This window comes from Mesorhizobium sp. M1D.F.Ca.ET.043.01.1.1 (assembly GCF_003952385.1).
Taxonomy (GTDB): Bacteria; Pseudomonadota; Alphaproteobacteria; order Rhizobiales; family Rhizobiaceae; genus Mesorhizobium.
Map to the genome: position 1 here is coordinate 6,658,729 of NZ_CP034444.1, position 12,717 is coordinate 6,671,445.

The following is a 12,717-nucleotide window of genomic DNA, read 5'->3' on the forward strand; positions in this document are numbered from 1 at the left end:
CGCGTGACGCCGCACATCGAGGCGGGCAGGGGAGACTACGCCGAAACGGTGCTGCTGCCGGGTGATCCCGAGCGCGCTGAATGGATGGCGGAAACTTTTCTCGAGGCGCCGCGCTGCGTCAATCGCCGCCGTGGCGCGCTTGGATTCACCGGCCGGTTCCGCGGCAAGCCGGTCAGCATCCATGCGACCGGAATCGGTGTCTCGTCCTTCCTGATCTATGCCCATGAGCTGCTGGATTATCACGGCGTGAGGACGCTGATCCGCACCGGAACATGTGGCGGGCTGTCGGAGAGCGTTCCGCTGCGGGGCCTGGTCATTTCCAGTGCCGTACGCGCCGAAGGGGCCATCAGCGGGCAGGTGTTCGGACTTTACCAGCCGGCGGGGCCCGATGAGGCGCTTCACGCGCTGGCGCTGCGGCGGGCCGCTGATCTCGGCATCGCCTGCAGCGCCGGGCTCACGGTCTGCAGCGACGTCTTCCATCATCCCGATGGCCGTGCCCGGTTCGACGAGCCCAGGGCGCTCGGCGCGCTGGCAGTCGATATGGAGACCAGCGCGCTCTACCGCATCTCGGCGCGGTTCGGTGCGCGCGCCTTGTCGCTGCTGACGGTGGTCGACCACGTCGCCACGGGCGAGCAGACCGATTATTCCGAACGCCAGGCGCTGTTCACCGACATGACGCGCCTGGCGCTCGAAGTGGCGGTTGAGAGCTAGGCTGCCACCTGTTTCAGTGCCGCCTGTTCTTGCGCCGCCGGCCGGTGGCCGCGCAGATAGAGCGCGCAGGTCGTGCGAAGCATCGAAACGAAATTGGCGATCTGGCCGTTGATCTCGATCGCCTCGTCACAGAGGGTCGAGATGAATTTGGGTGTCGTCAGGCCCTGGCTTTCGGCGATCTCGTCTCTGACGGCGGCCAGTTCACCACCGGCGGCGCCAAAAACCCGACACTGACGATCGTGTCGCCGGCCATGCGCCGGGCCGACTGCATAGCCGCCCAGATATCGGCGAAAGGCATCTAGTGCGTTTCACCGTTTCACGGAAACGGCGAAACGCCCTATCTCCTTGTTTTTACGCAATTCCGGACGGAAAACCGCTCACACTTTTCCTGGAATTGCTCTAGTTCCACCTTCCGGCTGCCTGCTGGCGCGGAAACTCGATCAGGTTCCGCGCCTTGTTTATGCAGGCGCGCGGTCGCCTCAGGCACCGACCGGCTGGCCGTCCTTGCGGCGGATGGCGACGACCGACGGGCGCGGCGGCTGGCCGTCCTTGAAGTCGGGCCACAGCGTCTGCACCTTATCGAGCGTCTCGGCGTCCTCGGCCGGATGCTGGACCGACAGGAACAGCGTCGTGCCGTCGGGCGTGAAGCAGGGGCCGGTCGCCTCGGCGCCGTGCGGGCAGGTAAACAGCAACTTCGGCAAGCCGCGCGCCGCACCCTCGGTGTCGACACCATAGATACCGTCCGGCAGGTCGAAGTCGTTGGCGCCGTCGGTCGCAACCCACAACCGGCCGGCCGGATCGAAGGCGATGTTGTCGGGGCAGACGAACCAGCTGTTGTCCGAGGTGTCGGGATGGAAGGTCGCGCCGACCTTGGCGTCCTTGGGATTGCCGCAGAGCACGAACAGGTCCCAGGCATATTTGTCGGCGGTATGGTCGGCGTCGGCGCCGCGGCCGCCGGGCGGGATCAGTTCGACGATGTGGCCCCAGAGGTTTTCCGGCCGCGTGTTGGCCGGGTTCACCTTGGATTCGTCGCGCTTCTTGTTCTTGGTCATGACGGCATAGACGCGGCCGGTGACCGGGTTGGTTTCAATATCTTCCGGCCGGTCCATCGGCGTCGCGCCGAGGGCGTCGGCGGCAAGGCGGGTCTTCAGCAGCACCTCGGCCTGGTCCGCAAAACCGTTCTCGGCGGTGAGCTTGCCCTGGCCGTGCACCAGCGGCAGCCACGTCATCGAGCCGTCGGCATCGAACCGCGCCACCGAGAGCACGCCGTCGTCGAGGAGGTCCTTGCCGGAAGCCGGGTTCGCCGCGTCGTAGGGCTTGGCCGAGACGAAGCGGTACATGTATTCGAAATAGTCGTCGTCGCCCATGTAGACGACGATGCGGCCGTCCTTGTTGCGCACGACCGTCGAGGCTTCATGCGACATGCGGCCGAGCGCGGTGCGCTTCACCGGCTTCGACTGCGGATCGTACGGGTTGATCTCGACCACCCAGTCGAAGCGGTTGGTTTCGTTGGGCTCCTTGTCGATGTTGAAGCGGTCGTGGAAGCGGCCGCGGCCGTAGACGTCGGAGCCGTCAAAGCCGTAGCGGTCGAGGATATCGGCGGTCGGCGCCTCCTTCGGGTCGCCGCCGAAGAGGTCTGAAACGCCTTCCTCGCATGTCAGCACGGTGCCCCAGGGGGTAACGCCGCCGCTGCAATTGTAGCTGGTGCCGAGGACCTTCAGGCCGGTCGCATCGGCGGAGGTCCGCATGAGGGCATGGCCGGCGGCCGGGCCGGAGACGGTCATCTCGGTGTTGGCTGTGATGCGGCGGTTGAGCGGGCTGTTCTCGATGGTCTGCCACTTGCCGTCCTTCAGCATCACCTCGACGATCGAATGGCCCATGGCGGCGAGGCCGAGATCGACCTGTTCCCTAGTCATTGCCTTGCCGGCGTCGTCCTCGGTCATCCCCGGGAACATCACGTTCGGTGAAATGTACTCGTTGTTGACGCAGAGCAGGCCATGGTCGGAGTTCACCTCACCCTTGGGCAGCGGCATGAAGGCGATGTAGTCGCAATTGTAGCCAAAACGCTTTTCCTGCTCGTCGGCGGCGACCTTGTTGCCGTCGAAGTCGGCCAGGCCCGCCGCAAGCGGATCGCCCCAACGGGCGACGATGGTGGTCTCATAACCTTCGGCCGCTGCGTGCGTCTTGTCATAGACCCGCTTCAGCTCGGGAAAACCAAGGGTGGATTGAGCGGCGGCGGCATGTGTTTCGCCGGCAAACAAGGAGCCGACGAAGCTGCCGCCTGCGATCAGCGCGCCGGAGGTGAGGCCGCCTTTCAGCATGTTGCGGCGCGAGACGCGCGCGGCAATGACGTCGCGGATAACAGGGGAGGGTGAAGACGGAGAATTGGCCATCGTGTCTGCCTCTCAAGGTGGATGTTGACGACAGGCGCTGCCTAAGCCGCTTCGGCAACAGCCGCATGACATGAGAGAGCGTGTTGCGATGGAGAAGCGGGCGGGCCGCCGCTATCCCTTAGTGCAGGTCGACGCCGTGAAGGCGCCGTCGGGCTGCTTCATGATGATGTCGAAGGACGGGCTGCCCGGGCCGTCGAGCGTCGCCTGCGTCATCGAGATCGAGTTGCCGCCGCTGGTGTAGCCGCCGAGCGGTCCGAGCCAGCTGATCTCGCCATTGGGATTCATCTGGTAGTTGTAGGTTGCCGCGGTGCCGAAGGTCACCGGGCCGCTATAGACATTGCCCTTGATGGTGATGTCGCCGAGATTGAAGAACAGGCCGAGCAGGTAGACCTCGCAGTGATAGGTCCCGTCGGGCAGCCTGCCGTCGGTGAAGTCGGCGCGGGCGCTGCCGGCGGCGGAGACGAGAAGCAGGAAGCTCAGGATGATGCGTAAGGCCATGACGTCGCTCGTTTGCGCGGCGACCTTGCCCCATTTTGCCGCCGTCTCGCAACCCGTTCGCGGATTGCGGCATCGTAGCTGAGATTAAAGTTTAGGCATTTTTACCATTTGGGCAAAATTTAGGCAGTCGTGCGCAAAGTTTTCTCAGTCCTGATCCATCCCAGGGATCCGATACGTGCGACGGCTATCCGATAACCAACTGTAACTATTCGTCTATCGCGCCTAACCTTACCATGATCCCGCGTTTGGCACGTCGCTTGCACCGCTATGTTGCGATGCAAAACAACCAGCTTGGGAGCGTGGAACATGAGGGGTAATTTCTCGACAATAACAAAAATGTTTTCGGCCGGCGTAGTCGCTGCCGGCCTGTCGATGTCGGCTCCCGCCAAGGCGGCCGACGACACGATCAAGGTCGGCATCCTCCATTCGCTGTCGGGGACGATGGCGATTTCGGAGACGACGCTGAAGGACGTCATGCTGATGCTGATCGAGGAGCAGAACGCCAAGGGCGGCCTACTCGGCAAGAAGCTCGAGGCGGTCGTCGTCGATCCGGCGTCCAACTGGCCGCTGTTCGCCGAAAAGGCGCGCGAGCTGATCTCCAAGGACAAGGTGGCGGCGGTGTTCGGCTGCTGGACCTCGGTGTCGCGCAAGTCGGTGCTGCCGGTCTTCTCGGAGCTCGACAACATCCTGTTCTACCCGGTCCAGTATGAGGGCGAGGAAAGCGAGCGCAACGTCTTCTACACCGGCGCCGCGCCGAACCAGCAGGCCATTCCGGCCGTCGACTATCTGATGAGCGCCGATGGCGGCTCGGTGAAGCGCTGGGTGCTCGAAGGCACCGACTATGTCTATCCGCGCACCACCAACAAGATCCTCGAAGCCTATCTGAAATCGAAGGGCGTGCCGGCCGAGGACATCATGGTCAACTACACGCCGTTCGGCTTCTCCGACTGGCAGACCGAGGTTTCGGCGATCAAGAAGTTCGGCTCGGCCGGCAAGAAGACCGCTGTCGTGTCGACCGTCAATGGCGACGCCAACGTGCCGTTCTACAAGGAACTCGGCAACCAGGGCATCAAGGCCGAGGACATTCCGGTCATGGCGTTCTCGGTCGGCGAGGAAGAACTGGCCGGTCTCGACACCGGTCCGCTGGTCGGCCATCTCGCCGCCTGGAATTACTTCGAGAGCATCGACACGCCCGAGAACAAGAAGTTCATCGACGACTGGCACAAGTTCATCAAGAACGACAAGCGCACCACCAACGACCCGATGGAAGCCCATTACATCGGCTTCAACATGTGGGTGAAGGCGGTCGAGAAGGCCGGCACCACCGATCCGGACAAGGTCATCGACGCCATGGTCGGCGTATCGGTGCCGAATCTCACCGGCGGCTATTCGACCATGATGCCGAACCATCACATCACCAAGCCGGTGCTGATCGGCGAGATCCAGGCCGACGGCCAGTTCGAGACCGTGTCGCAGACGCCGGGCCTGGTGATGGGCGACGAATGGTCCGACTACCTGCCCGACTCCAAGAACCTGATCTCGGATTGGCGCGCGCCTCTGTCCTGCGGCAACTTCAATGTCGCCACCGGCAAGTGCGGCGGCAAGGGCACCAACTGATCCCGGTCCGGACTTGGTCCGTGACCCCAGGTCTGTCGGATCGCGGAGTGGCCCCACGATCCGAGACCGCAGCCCGGGCGGCCTTTCGGTCCGCCCGGGTGAAAGCCTCGAACCCCTGGAAGCCGCTTGAAGACGATGACCTTGTTGCGCTCGATCGGCCTGATGTTGCTGCTGACGATGGCAAGCCTGCTGCCGTCGAGCGCGGCTGAGGCCGATCTTCGCGCGACGATCGCCAAATTTGCCGCCGCTGCGAATTTCGCGGCCACCGAAGCGGTCGTGCGCGAACTGGCCGCGAGCGGCGATCCGGCCGTCGAGCGCCCGCTCTCGGCGCTGGCCGACGGCAATCTCTATATCCGCAAATCCGATTCCCAGGTCTTTGTCGGCAAGGAGGCCGGCGACGGCATCGAACTGCTCGATCCGCTGAGCGGTGACAAGGCAGCCGACGCCGCGAAGATCGACCTCGCCAAGATCAAGGTCAACAATGCGCTCCGCCGCACGATCCGCGATGCGCTGGGCACGCTGACGCTGCGGGCCAAGGATCCTGCCGTGCGCCTTGCCGCCGCGGCGACCATGGTCAAGGCCCCCGATGCGGCGAACATCGAACCGCTCGATGCCGCTATCGCTGCCGAGACCGATCCCGGCGTCAAGGCGATGTTCGAGCAGGCGCGGGCGGCGTCGGTGCTCGTCTCCGACAGGCCGGAAGCCGACAAGCTGGCCGCCGTCTCGGTCATCGCTGCGCGCGGCGATCGCGACGCGCTTTCATTGCTCACCTCGGCAGAGGCCAACGCTCAAGGCGCGGTCAGGGATGCGGCGAGCGCCGCCATCGGCCGCATCAACTCGACGCTGGCGCTGTGGGATGCCGGCCAGAACATCTGGTACGGCATCTCGCTCGGATCGGTGCTGCTGCTCGCCGCGATCGGGCTTGCCATCACCTTCGGCGTCATGGGCGTCATCAACATGGCGCATGGCGAGATGGTGATGCTCGGCGCCTACACCACCTTCGTCGTCCAGCAGGTGATCCGCACGTCGTTCCCCGGCCTGTTCGACTGGTCGCTGGTCATCGCGCTGCCGCTCGCCTTCCTGGTCGCCGCGCTGGTCGGGCTTGCCATCGAGCGCGGCATCATCCGCTTCCTCTATGGCCGCCCGCTGGAAACGCTCCTGGCCACTTGGGGCGTCTCTCTCATCCTGCAGCAGGCGGTGCGCACCATCTTCGGGCCGACCAACCAGGAGGTCGGCAATCCGTCCTGGATGTCCGGCTCGTTCGACGTCGGCCAGCTGGCGATCACCTGGAACCGGCTGTGGATCCTGGTGTTCGCGCTGCTAGTGTTCGCGGTGCTGCTCTATGTCATGAAGCGTACGCCCTGGGGCCTACAGATGCGCGCCGTCACCGCAAACCGCCGCATGGCCGCCTCCATGGGCATCAAGACGCCATGGGTCGACGCGCTGACCTTCGCGCTTGGCTCGGGCATCGCTGGCATTGCAGGCGTGGCGCTCAGCCAGATCGACAATGTCTCGCCCAATCTCGGCCGCGGCTACATCATCGACAGCTTCATGGTCGTCGTCTTCGGCGGCGTCGGTAACCTCTGGGGCACGCTGGTCGGCGCCTTCTCGCTCGGCATCGTCAACAAGTTCCTCGAGCCCTATGCCGGCGCCGTGCTCGGCAAGATCGTCGTGCTGGTGCTGATCATCCTGTTCATCCAGAAACGCCCGCGCGGCCTGTTCGCGCTGAAGGGCAGGGCGGTGGAAGCATGATCACGCAGCGCTTCTTTTCCGCCGACCGCCGCATCGGCATCGCCATCCTCGTCCTGCTGGCGGCGGCCGTTATCGTGCCGCTGCTCAACCTGGCGGTCTCACCGACGAGCGCCCTCTATGTTCCGCCCTATATCGTGGCGCTGGTCGGCAAATATCTCTGCTACGCGCTGCTGGCGCTCGCGCTCGATCTGGTCTGGGGCTATTGCGGCATCCTCTCGCTCGGCCACGGCGCCTTTTTCGCGCTCGGCGGCTACGCGATGGGCATGTATCTGATGCGCCAGATCGGCTCGCGCGGCGTCTACGGCAACCCGATCCTGCCGGACTTCATGGTGTTCCTGAACTACAAGGAACTGCCCTGGTTCTGGCAAGGCTTCGACCATTTCTGGTTCGCGGCGCTCATGGTCCTCGCCGTGCCCGGCCTGCTCGCCTTCGTCTTCGGCTGGTTCGCCTTCCGCAGCCGCGTCACCGGCGTCTATCTGTCGATCATCACCCAGGCGATGACCTATGCGCTGCTGCTCGCCTTCTTCCGCAACGACATGGGTTTCGGCGGCAACAACGGCCTGACCGATTTCAAGGACATACTCGGCTTCAACGTGCAGGCCGATGCGACGCGCTCGGCGCTGTTTGCGGCGAGCGCCGTCACGCTTGCGCTCGCGGTTCTTCTCACCGCGGCGATCGTGCACTCCAAATACGGCAAGCTGCTGATGGCGGTGCGCGACGCCGAGAGCCGCACCCGCTTCCTCGGCTGGCGGGCCGAGAACGTCAAGCTGTTCGCCTTCACCGTCTCCGCGGTCATGGCCGGCATCGCCGGTGCGCTCTACGTGCCGCAGGTCGGCATCATCAACCCCGGCGAGTTCGACCCGGCAAACTCGATCGAGGTGGTGATCTGGACCGCCGTCGGCGGGCGCGGAACCATCGTCGGCCCGATCATTGGCGCGCTGCTCGTCAACGCCGGCAAATCCTGGTTCACCGGCGTCTTGCCGGAATTCTGGCTGTTCGCGCTGGGCGGGCTGTTCGTCGCCGTCACGCTGCTGCTGCCCAAGGGCATCGTCGGCATGTGGGATTCGTGGCGCGACAAGGCCAGCGCGCTGCGCGCGGCTTCGCTCGCTGAGGAAGCCGGCGCTGATCCGGAGGCGCCAGAGCCGAGGATCGTGCGCTCGGCGGCGAGGACCCCGGGCGCATGGTCCGCTTCCGGCGCCGAGCCGCAGCCGGCGGAGTGAGCGATCATGAGCAAGTCGAACACCATCCTCTATCTCGACGGCGTCTCGGTTTCCTTCGACGGTTTCCGCGCCATCAACAGTCTGTCGCTGGTGCTCGACAAGGGCGAGATGCGGGCGATCATCGGGCCGAACGGCGCCGGCAAGACGACGATGATGGACATCGTCACCGGCAAGACGCGGCCGGACGAGGGCGAGGTGTTCTTCGACGGCCAAGTGGACCTGACCCGCCACGACGAGGCCGAGATCGCCATGATGGGCATCGGCCGCAAATTCCAGAAGCCGACCGTCTTCGAGAGCCACAGCGTCGAGGACAATCTGATGCTGGCGCTGAAAGGACCGCGCTCGATCTTCCCGGCGCTCTTCCACCGCCGCTCGGCGGCCGAGGCGCGGCGCATCGACGATATCCTCGGCATCATCCGTCTCGGCGACAAGCGCAACGAGCTCGCCGCCAATCTCAGCCACGGCCAGAAGCAGTGGCTGGAGATCGGCATGCTGCTCGCGCAGGACCCAAAACTCTTGCTCGTCGACGAGCCGGTCGCCGGCATGACCGACGCCGAGACGGAGGAAACCGCACGGCTGCTCAAGGATATCGCGCGCGACCATTCGGTGATCGTCGTCGAGCACGACATGCATTTCGTGCGCGAGCTCGGCGTCAAGGTCACCTGCCTGCACGAAGGCTCGGTGCTGTCGGAAGGCACGCTCGATTTCGTCTCGGCCGACGAGCGCGTCGTCGAAGTCTATCTGGGGCGATGAGCATGGTCTGGCGCGTTCCGTTCCACCGTTTCGATTTCGCTTTCCTTCGGCGTTGGAGAAGGCGTTGACCATGCTGGAAGTCTCCAATGCCACGCTCCACTACGGCGCCGCCCAGGCGCTGCGCGGCGTTTCGCTGAAGGCCGATGCAGGCAAGATAACCTGCGTGCTCGGCCGCAACGGCGTCGGCAAGACCAGTTTGATGAGATCGATCGTCGGCCATCACCGGCTGACGAGCGGAAGCGTTGCCTTCGAGGGGAAGGCGCTCGACCGGAGCGCGGCGTATGACCGCGCCCGGTCGGGCATCGCATTCGTGCCGCAGGGCAGGGAGATCTTTCCGCTGCTGACGGTGCGCGAGAATCTGGAATCGGGCTTCGCGCCGCTGAGACGTGGCGACCGCAACATCCCGGCGCATGTCTTCGAGCTGTTTCCGGTGCTCAAGCAGATGCTGTCGCGACGCGGCGGCGACCTGTCCGGCGGCCAGCAGCAGCAGCTCGCCATCGGCAGGGCGCTGGTGATGCGGCCGAAACTGCTCGTGCTCGACGAACCGACAGAGGGCATCCAGCCGTCGATCATCAAGGACATCGGCCGCGCCATCCGCTATCTGCGCGACCAGGCAGGGATCGCCGTGCTTTTGGTCGAACAGTACCTCGACTTCTGCCGCGAGCTTGCCGACGAGGTCAACATCATGGACCGCGGCCGGATCGTGCACACCGGGCCGGCCGAGGATCTCGACCGCGCGGATGTGCGGAAGTACCTGACAGTCTAAACGGGCGGCTCGACTTCAGGCGATCCCGTGAGCCGATAGCAAGCCCAATATTTCTGCGACCCAGTCCTTCCTAACTCTGGCGCGTGTAAAGCCGCGTGCTAGTCTTTTCTTGGCCCTGGTGAGTCGGCCGCTTTCCGTACCAGTCGCGAAGGAGGGGAAGGGCGGGTTCGGCCGCAAGTTCCACGCAAGCAAGCCCGCCTAGCTTTCCCAAGAGTGATTGTCGGTCAATGCGTCCAACAAAGAACTTGCCAGGGGAAGGCGATGGAACGTTTTGTCGAGGATTATCAGAAGCGACGCCTCATTGAACGCGTGGACATCATGACGGCGATCAACATCCTGATGTCGCAAGGCTACGACGAGGACGATCTGCTGGGCGAAATAACCAAGGTTTTTTACGTCGACCTCGACACCTATAATGAAGTGATCGGGCGCCACTGACGGCTGGCAAGTCTCAAGCGCAGCGTCGGGTGTCGAGCACGCGGTTGCGGCCGCCGCGCTTGGCTGCGTAAAGCGCCTTGTCGGCGGCGCTGAGTACCTTGTCGAAGCTCACGCCTTCGTTGCTGCCGAGCGCGAAACCAGCGCTCACCGTGCAATTCAGCCGGCCCGTCTCGGTCTCGATCGTTCGCGCCGCAAAAGCCATCCTGATCTGTTCGGCCGTGCCCTCGACCATCTCGGGCAAGGTGCGCTTCAGCACCAGCGCGAATTCCTCGCCGCCCAAGCGGGCGGCGACGTCGGTCGGGCGCAGATTGCCTGACAGTTCTTCGGCGAAGATCTTCAGCACCTCGTCGCCGGCGGCATGGCCGAACCGGTCGTTGATTGCCTTGAAGCCGTCGAGGTCGAACACCACCACCGCCATGAAGGCGCCGACAGGCGTTTTGCCGTGCAGGTCGAACAACGCGCGGCGGTTGAGCAACCCGGTCAGCGCATCGGTCTCGGCCTCGCGCTTGTGGTGGCGCGCGAGCCGCCCCTGGTTGAGCGCCAGCGACAGCGCGCCGATACCGGTCATCGAGGCGATGACGATGACCAGGCTCAGATCCTCGGCCCAGTTGCTCGGCGCGTGGCCGAGGACCAGCTTGCCGTCCCATGCCAGCACGCTCGCGCACAGCGCGAAGGATGCGGCGGTCAGCGAATAGAGCAGCGCCACGCCAACAAGCTGCGCCGGCGCCTCCGCGCGGCCTTTCCAATATTCATGCGCGGTGCCGAACAGAAGCAGCGCCGCAAGCGAATTCTCGAGCATGAAGCCCAATCCGTCGTAGCCGAGCGCGATCGGCGGCAACGCCAGGGCGAAGGAGATGCCTGCGCCATGCGCGGTGCGCGGCAGCGGCGAGCGGCCGGTCCGGAACTGGTGGGCCGCGCCCAGCATCACCGAGAAGCCGAGCAGCAGCAGCGCCAGCGTCAGGACGCCGAGGGCAGTTCCGGGCGCCGCGATGTAGGCGTCATAGGCAAAGACCTCGGCCACGACCACCAGCACGCTGACTGCCCATGTCAGCAGGAACTTATCGGAACGGGCGGTCAGCCAGGTCCCGAACAGCGTGAGGCTGAGGCAGGCAGCGGAGAAGCCGACGGCCAGCAGCAATGAGTTGTAGTCGAGCAGCATGCACCCGTCCCTGCCGGCGCCGGGCCCCTGCAACCTGGCGTAGGTGCATTAGTGCGGCAAGGAAGTATCGATTGCGTTACGATTGCGGTGAAGATGCTGGAATTCCTGCGTTACAGGATCATTACCGACAATAGCAGGGCAAGGCCAACCATCATCATCAGCAGACCTGGCCAATTCTGTGAAAGGCCGAGGAAACGGAGCCCGCGCCGGCGTGGCTCCAGCGTCGGTCCAGGCGTTGCGAGGTATGGCTTCGGGCGATCCGAGGCGGCAGATGCCGGATCGCTAAGTTGCCCGCGCCAGAGGACTGCACTCGCCACGTACACAATCCCGGCGACAGTAAGCAACATTCCAATGAAGATGACAGCCATGTCACCTCGCTTCTTCGGGTTCTCCGATACCGCAGCCCCGGCCAGCGTTCAGCGGCGCCCGACCGCTATGAAAGACGGCCATCGGCGAAAAAGACAAAACGGTCGAGATGCCCGGCAAGTTCCGACGGAGCCACGCAAAGCAGATCGGACACCAAGGCAAATCCGGTGCTTAAACAAGAGGATATGACTGCGGTAAAGGCTCGCCGCTTTAATCGGTTACCCGCTTCATCAGCGCCATGGCGCCGAAGGGCGCGCGCACCTTGCCTTCGGTGATGAAGTAGGCGAACACGTCGCGCGGCTTGACCGGCGCATCCGTCTGCGGGTCGGCGCGCGGCAGGTCGGCCGGCTGCTTGCCTTCGGCCCAGGTCTTCACCCGCGCCGCCCACTCGTCGAGGCCCTTTGGCGTGTAGCAGTCCGGATTGTCGTCGCTGCCGGTCTGCAGCCGCGCATAGACGAAGTCGCCGGTGACGTCGGCGATCGCCGGATATTTGGCATGGTCGGCATAGACGATGGCGGCATTGTATTTTCGCGCCAGCGTCGGAAATTCCGGCACGATGAAGCTGTCATGCCTGACTTCCAGGGCATGGCGCAGCGGCACGCCGTCCTGCTTCTCGGGCAGCAGCTTCAAAAAGGCCTCGAAATCGTCCGCGTCGAACTTCTTCGTCGGCGCGAACTGCCACAGGATCGGCCCCAGCTTGTCGCCGAGCGCGGCGACGCCCGAGCCCAGGAAACGCATCACCGATTCGCCTGCTTCGCCCAGCACGCGGCGGTTGGTGACGAAGCGGTTGCCTTTCAGCGAATAGACGAAGCCGTCGGGCGCTTCGCTCGCCCATTTGACGAAGGTCGGCTCCTTGAAGCTGGAGTAGAAAGTGCCGTTGACCTCGATGCTCGGCACCTGGCGGCTGGCATAGTGGAGTTGCTTCGCCTTCGACAGCTTGTCCGGATAGAAGGAAGTATCCCATGGCTCGAAGGTCCAGCCGCCCATGCCGGAGCGGATCTTTCCTTGGCTGGCCATTGTCATCCTCCCAGTTTCAAAAAATGC

13 protein-coding genes are annotated in these 12,717 nt (G+C 64.3%); 7 read left to right on the forward strand and 6 right to left on the reverse strand.

Features of this window, described 5'->3' with window-relative positions:
• Positions 1-3: 3 nt before the first annotated feature.
• Positions 4-711 (forward strand): purine-nucleoside phosphorylase, encoded by a 708-nt coding sequence (locus EJ067_RS32025; RefSeq protein ID WP_126089078.1) that lies wholly within the window; start codon positions 4-6, stop codon positions 709-711.
• Here EJ067_RS32025 and EJ067_RS35580 read toward each other — a convergent pair.
• The 3 genes from EJ067_RS35580 to EJ067_RS32040 all read right to left on the reverse strand — a co-directional run bounded on the left by EJ067_RS35580 (position 708) and on the right by EJ067_RS32040 (position 3,602).
• The gene (locus tag EJ067_RS35580; RefSeq protein ID WP_126089824.1) at positions 708-992 is read right to left on the reverse strand and encodes a ribbon-helix-helix domain-containing protein; all 285 of its coding nucleotides are present in this window, start codon (positions 990-992) and stop codon (positions 708-710) included. The genes EJ067_RS32025 and EJ067_RS35580 overlap by 4 nt on opposite strands.
• 198 nt (positions 993-1,190) lie before the next feature.
• Complete coding sequence (locus tag EJ067_RS32035; RefSeq protein WP_126089079.1) at positions 1,191-3,104, reverse strand: PhoX family phosphatase; 1,914 nt, start codon at positions 3,102-3,104, stop codon at positions 1,191-1,193.
• 111 nt (positions 3,105-3,215) lie between these two features.
• A complete protein-coding gene (locus tag EJ067_RS32040) occupies positions 3,216-3,602 on the reverse strand; it encodes a hypothetical protein (RefSeq protein ID WP_126089080.1) in 387 nt (128 codons plus the stop codon).
• A gap of 336 nt (positions 3,603-3,938) precedes the next feature.
• Between EJ067_RS32040 and urtA the strand changes: the two genes are divergently transcribed.
• The 6 genes from urtA (at position 3,939) to EJ067_RS32070 (ending at position 10,148) form a co-directional block, all read left to right on the forward strand.
• Entirely contained in the window at positions 3,939-5,219 is a 1,281-nt protein-coding gene (gene urtA / locus EJ067_RS32045) for an urea ABC transporter substrate-binding protein (RefSeq protein WP_245468364.1), read from the forward strand.
• Between the two features lie 135 nt (positions 5,220-5,354).
• A complete protein-coding gene (gene urtB, locus EJ067_RS32050; protein ID WP_126089825.1) occupies positions 5,355-6,971 on the forward strand; it encodes an urea ABC transporter permease subunit UrtB in 1,617 nt (538 codons plus the stop codon).
• Positions 6,968-8,191, forward strand: coding sequence for an urea ABC transporter permease subunit UrtC (gene urtC / locus EJ067_RS32055; protein WP_126089082.1), 1,224 nt, complete (start codon positions 6,968-6,970; stop codon positions 8,189-8,191). The genes urtB and urtC overlap by 4 nt, the downstream gene beginning before the upstream one ends.
• A gap of 6 nt (positions 8,192-8,197) precedes the next feature.
• Positions 8,198-8,944: an urea ABC transporter ATP-binding protein UrtD gene (gene urtD / locus EJ067_RS32060; RefSeq protein ID WP_126089083.1), complete on the forward strand. Its 747-nt coding sequence runs from the start codon at positions 8,198-8,200 to the stop codon at positions 8,942-8,944.
• Between the two features lie 70 nt (positions 8,945-9,014).
• Positions 9,015-9,710, forward strand: a complete 696-nt coding sequence (gene urtE / locus EJ067_RS32065; protein ID WP_126089826.1) for an urea ABC transporter ATP-binding subunit UrtE — start codon at positions 9,015-9,017, stop codon at positions 9,708-9,710.
• Between the two features lie 261 nt (positions 9,711-9,971).
• On the forward strand, positions 9,972-10,148 hold the full coding sequence (locus EJ067_RS32070) for a hypothetical protein (protein ID WP_126089084.1): 177 nt from the start codon (positions 9,972-9,974) through the stop codon (positions 10,146-10,148).
• Positions 10,149-10,161: 13 nt separating this feature from the next.
• Here EJ067_RS32070 and EJ067_RS32075 read toward each other — a convergent pair whose 3' ends face one another.
• From EJ067_RS32075 to EJ067_RS32085, 3 genes are all read right to left on the reverse strand, one after another.
• Positions 10,162-11,307, reverse strand: coding sequence for a GGDEF domain-containing protein (locus tag EJ067_RS32075; protein ID WP_126089085.1), 1,146 nt, complete (start codon positions 11,305-11,307; stop codon positions 10,162-10,164).
• A 110-nt stretch (positions 11,308-11,417) separates the two neighbouring features.
• Positions 11,418-11,675, reverse strand: a complete 258-nt coding sequence (locus EJ067_RS32080; protein ID WP_126089086.1) for a hypothetical protein — start codon at positions 11,673-11,675, stop codon at positions 11,418-11,420.
• A gap of 208 nt (positions 11,676-11,883) precedes the next feature.
• On the reverse strand, positions 11,884-12,690 hold the full coding sequence (locus EJ067_RS32085; RefSeq protein WP_126089087.1) for a DUF72 domain-containing protein: 807 nt from the start codon (positions 12,688-12,690) through the stop codon (positions 11,884-11,886).
• Between the last annotated feature and the right edge of the window lie 27 nt (positions 12,691-12,717).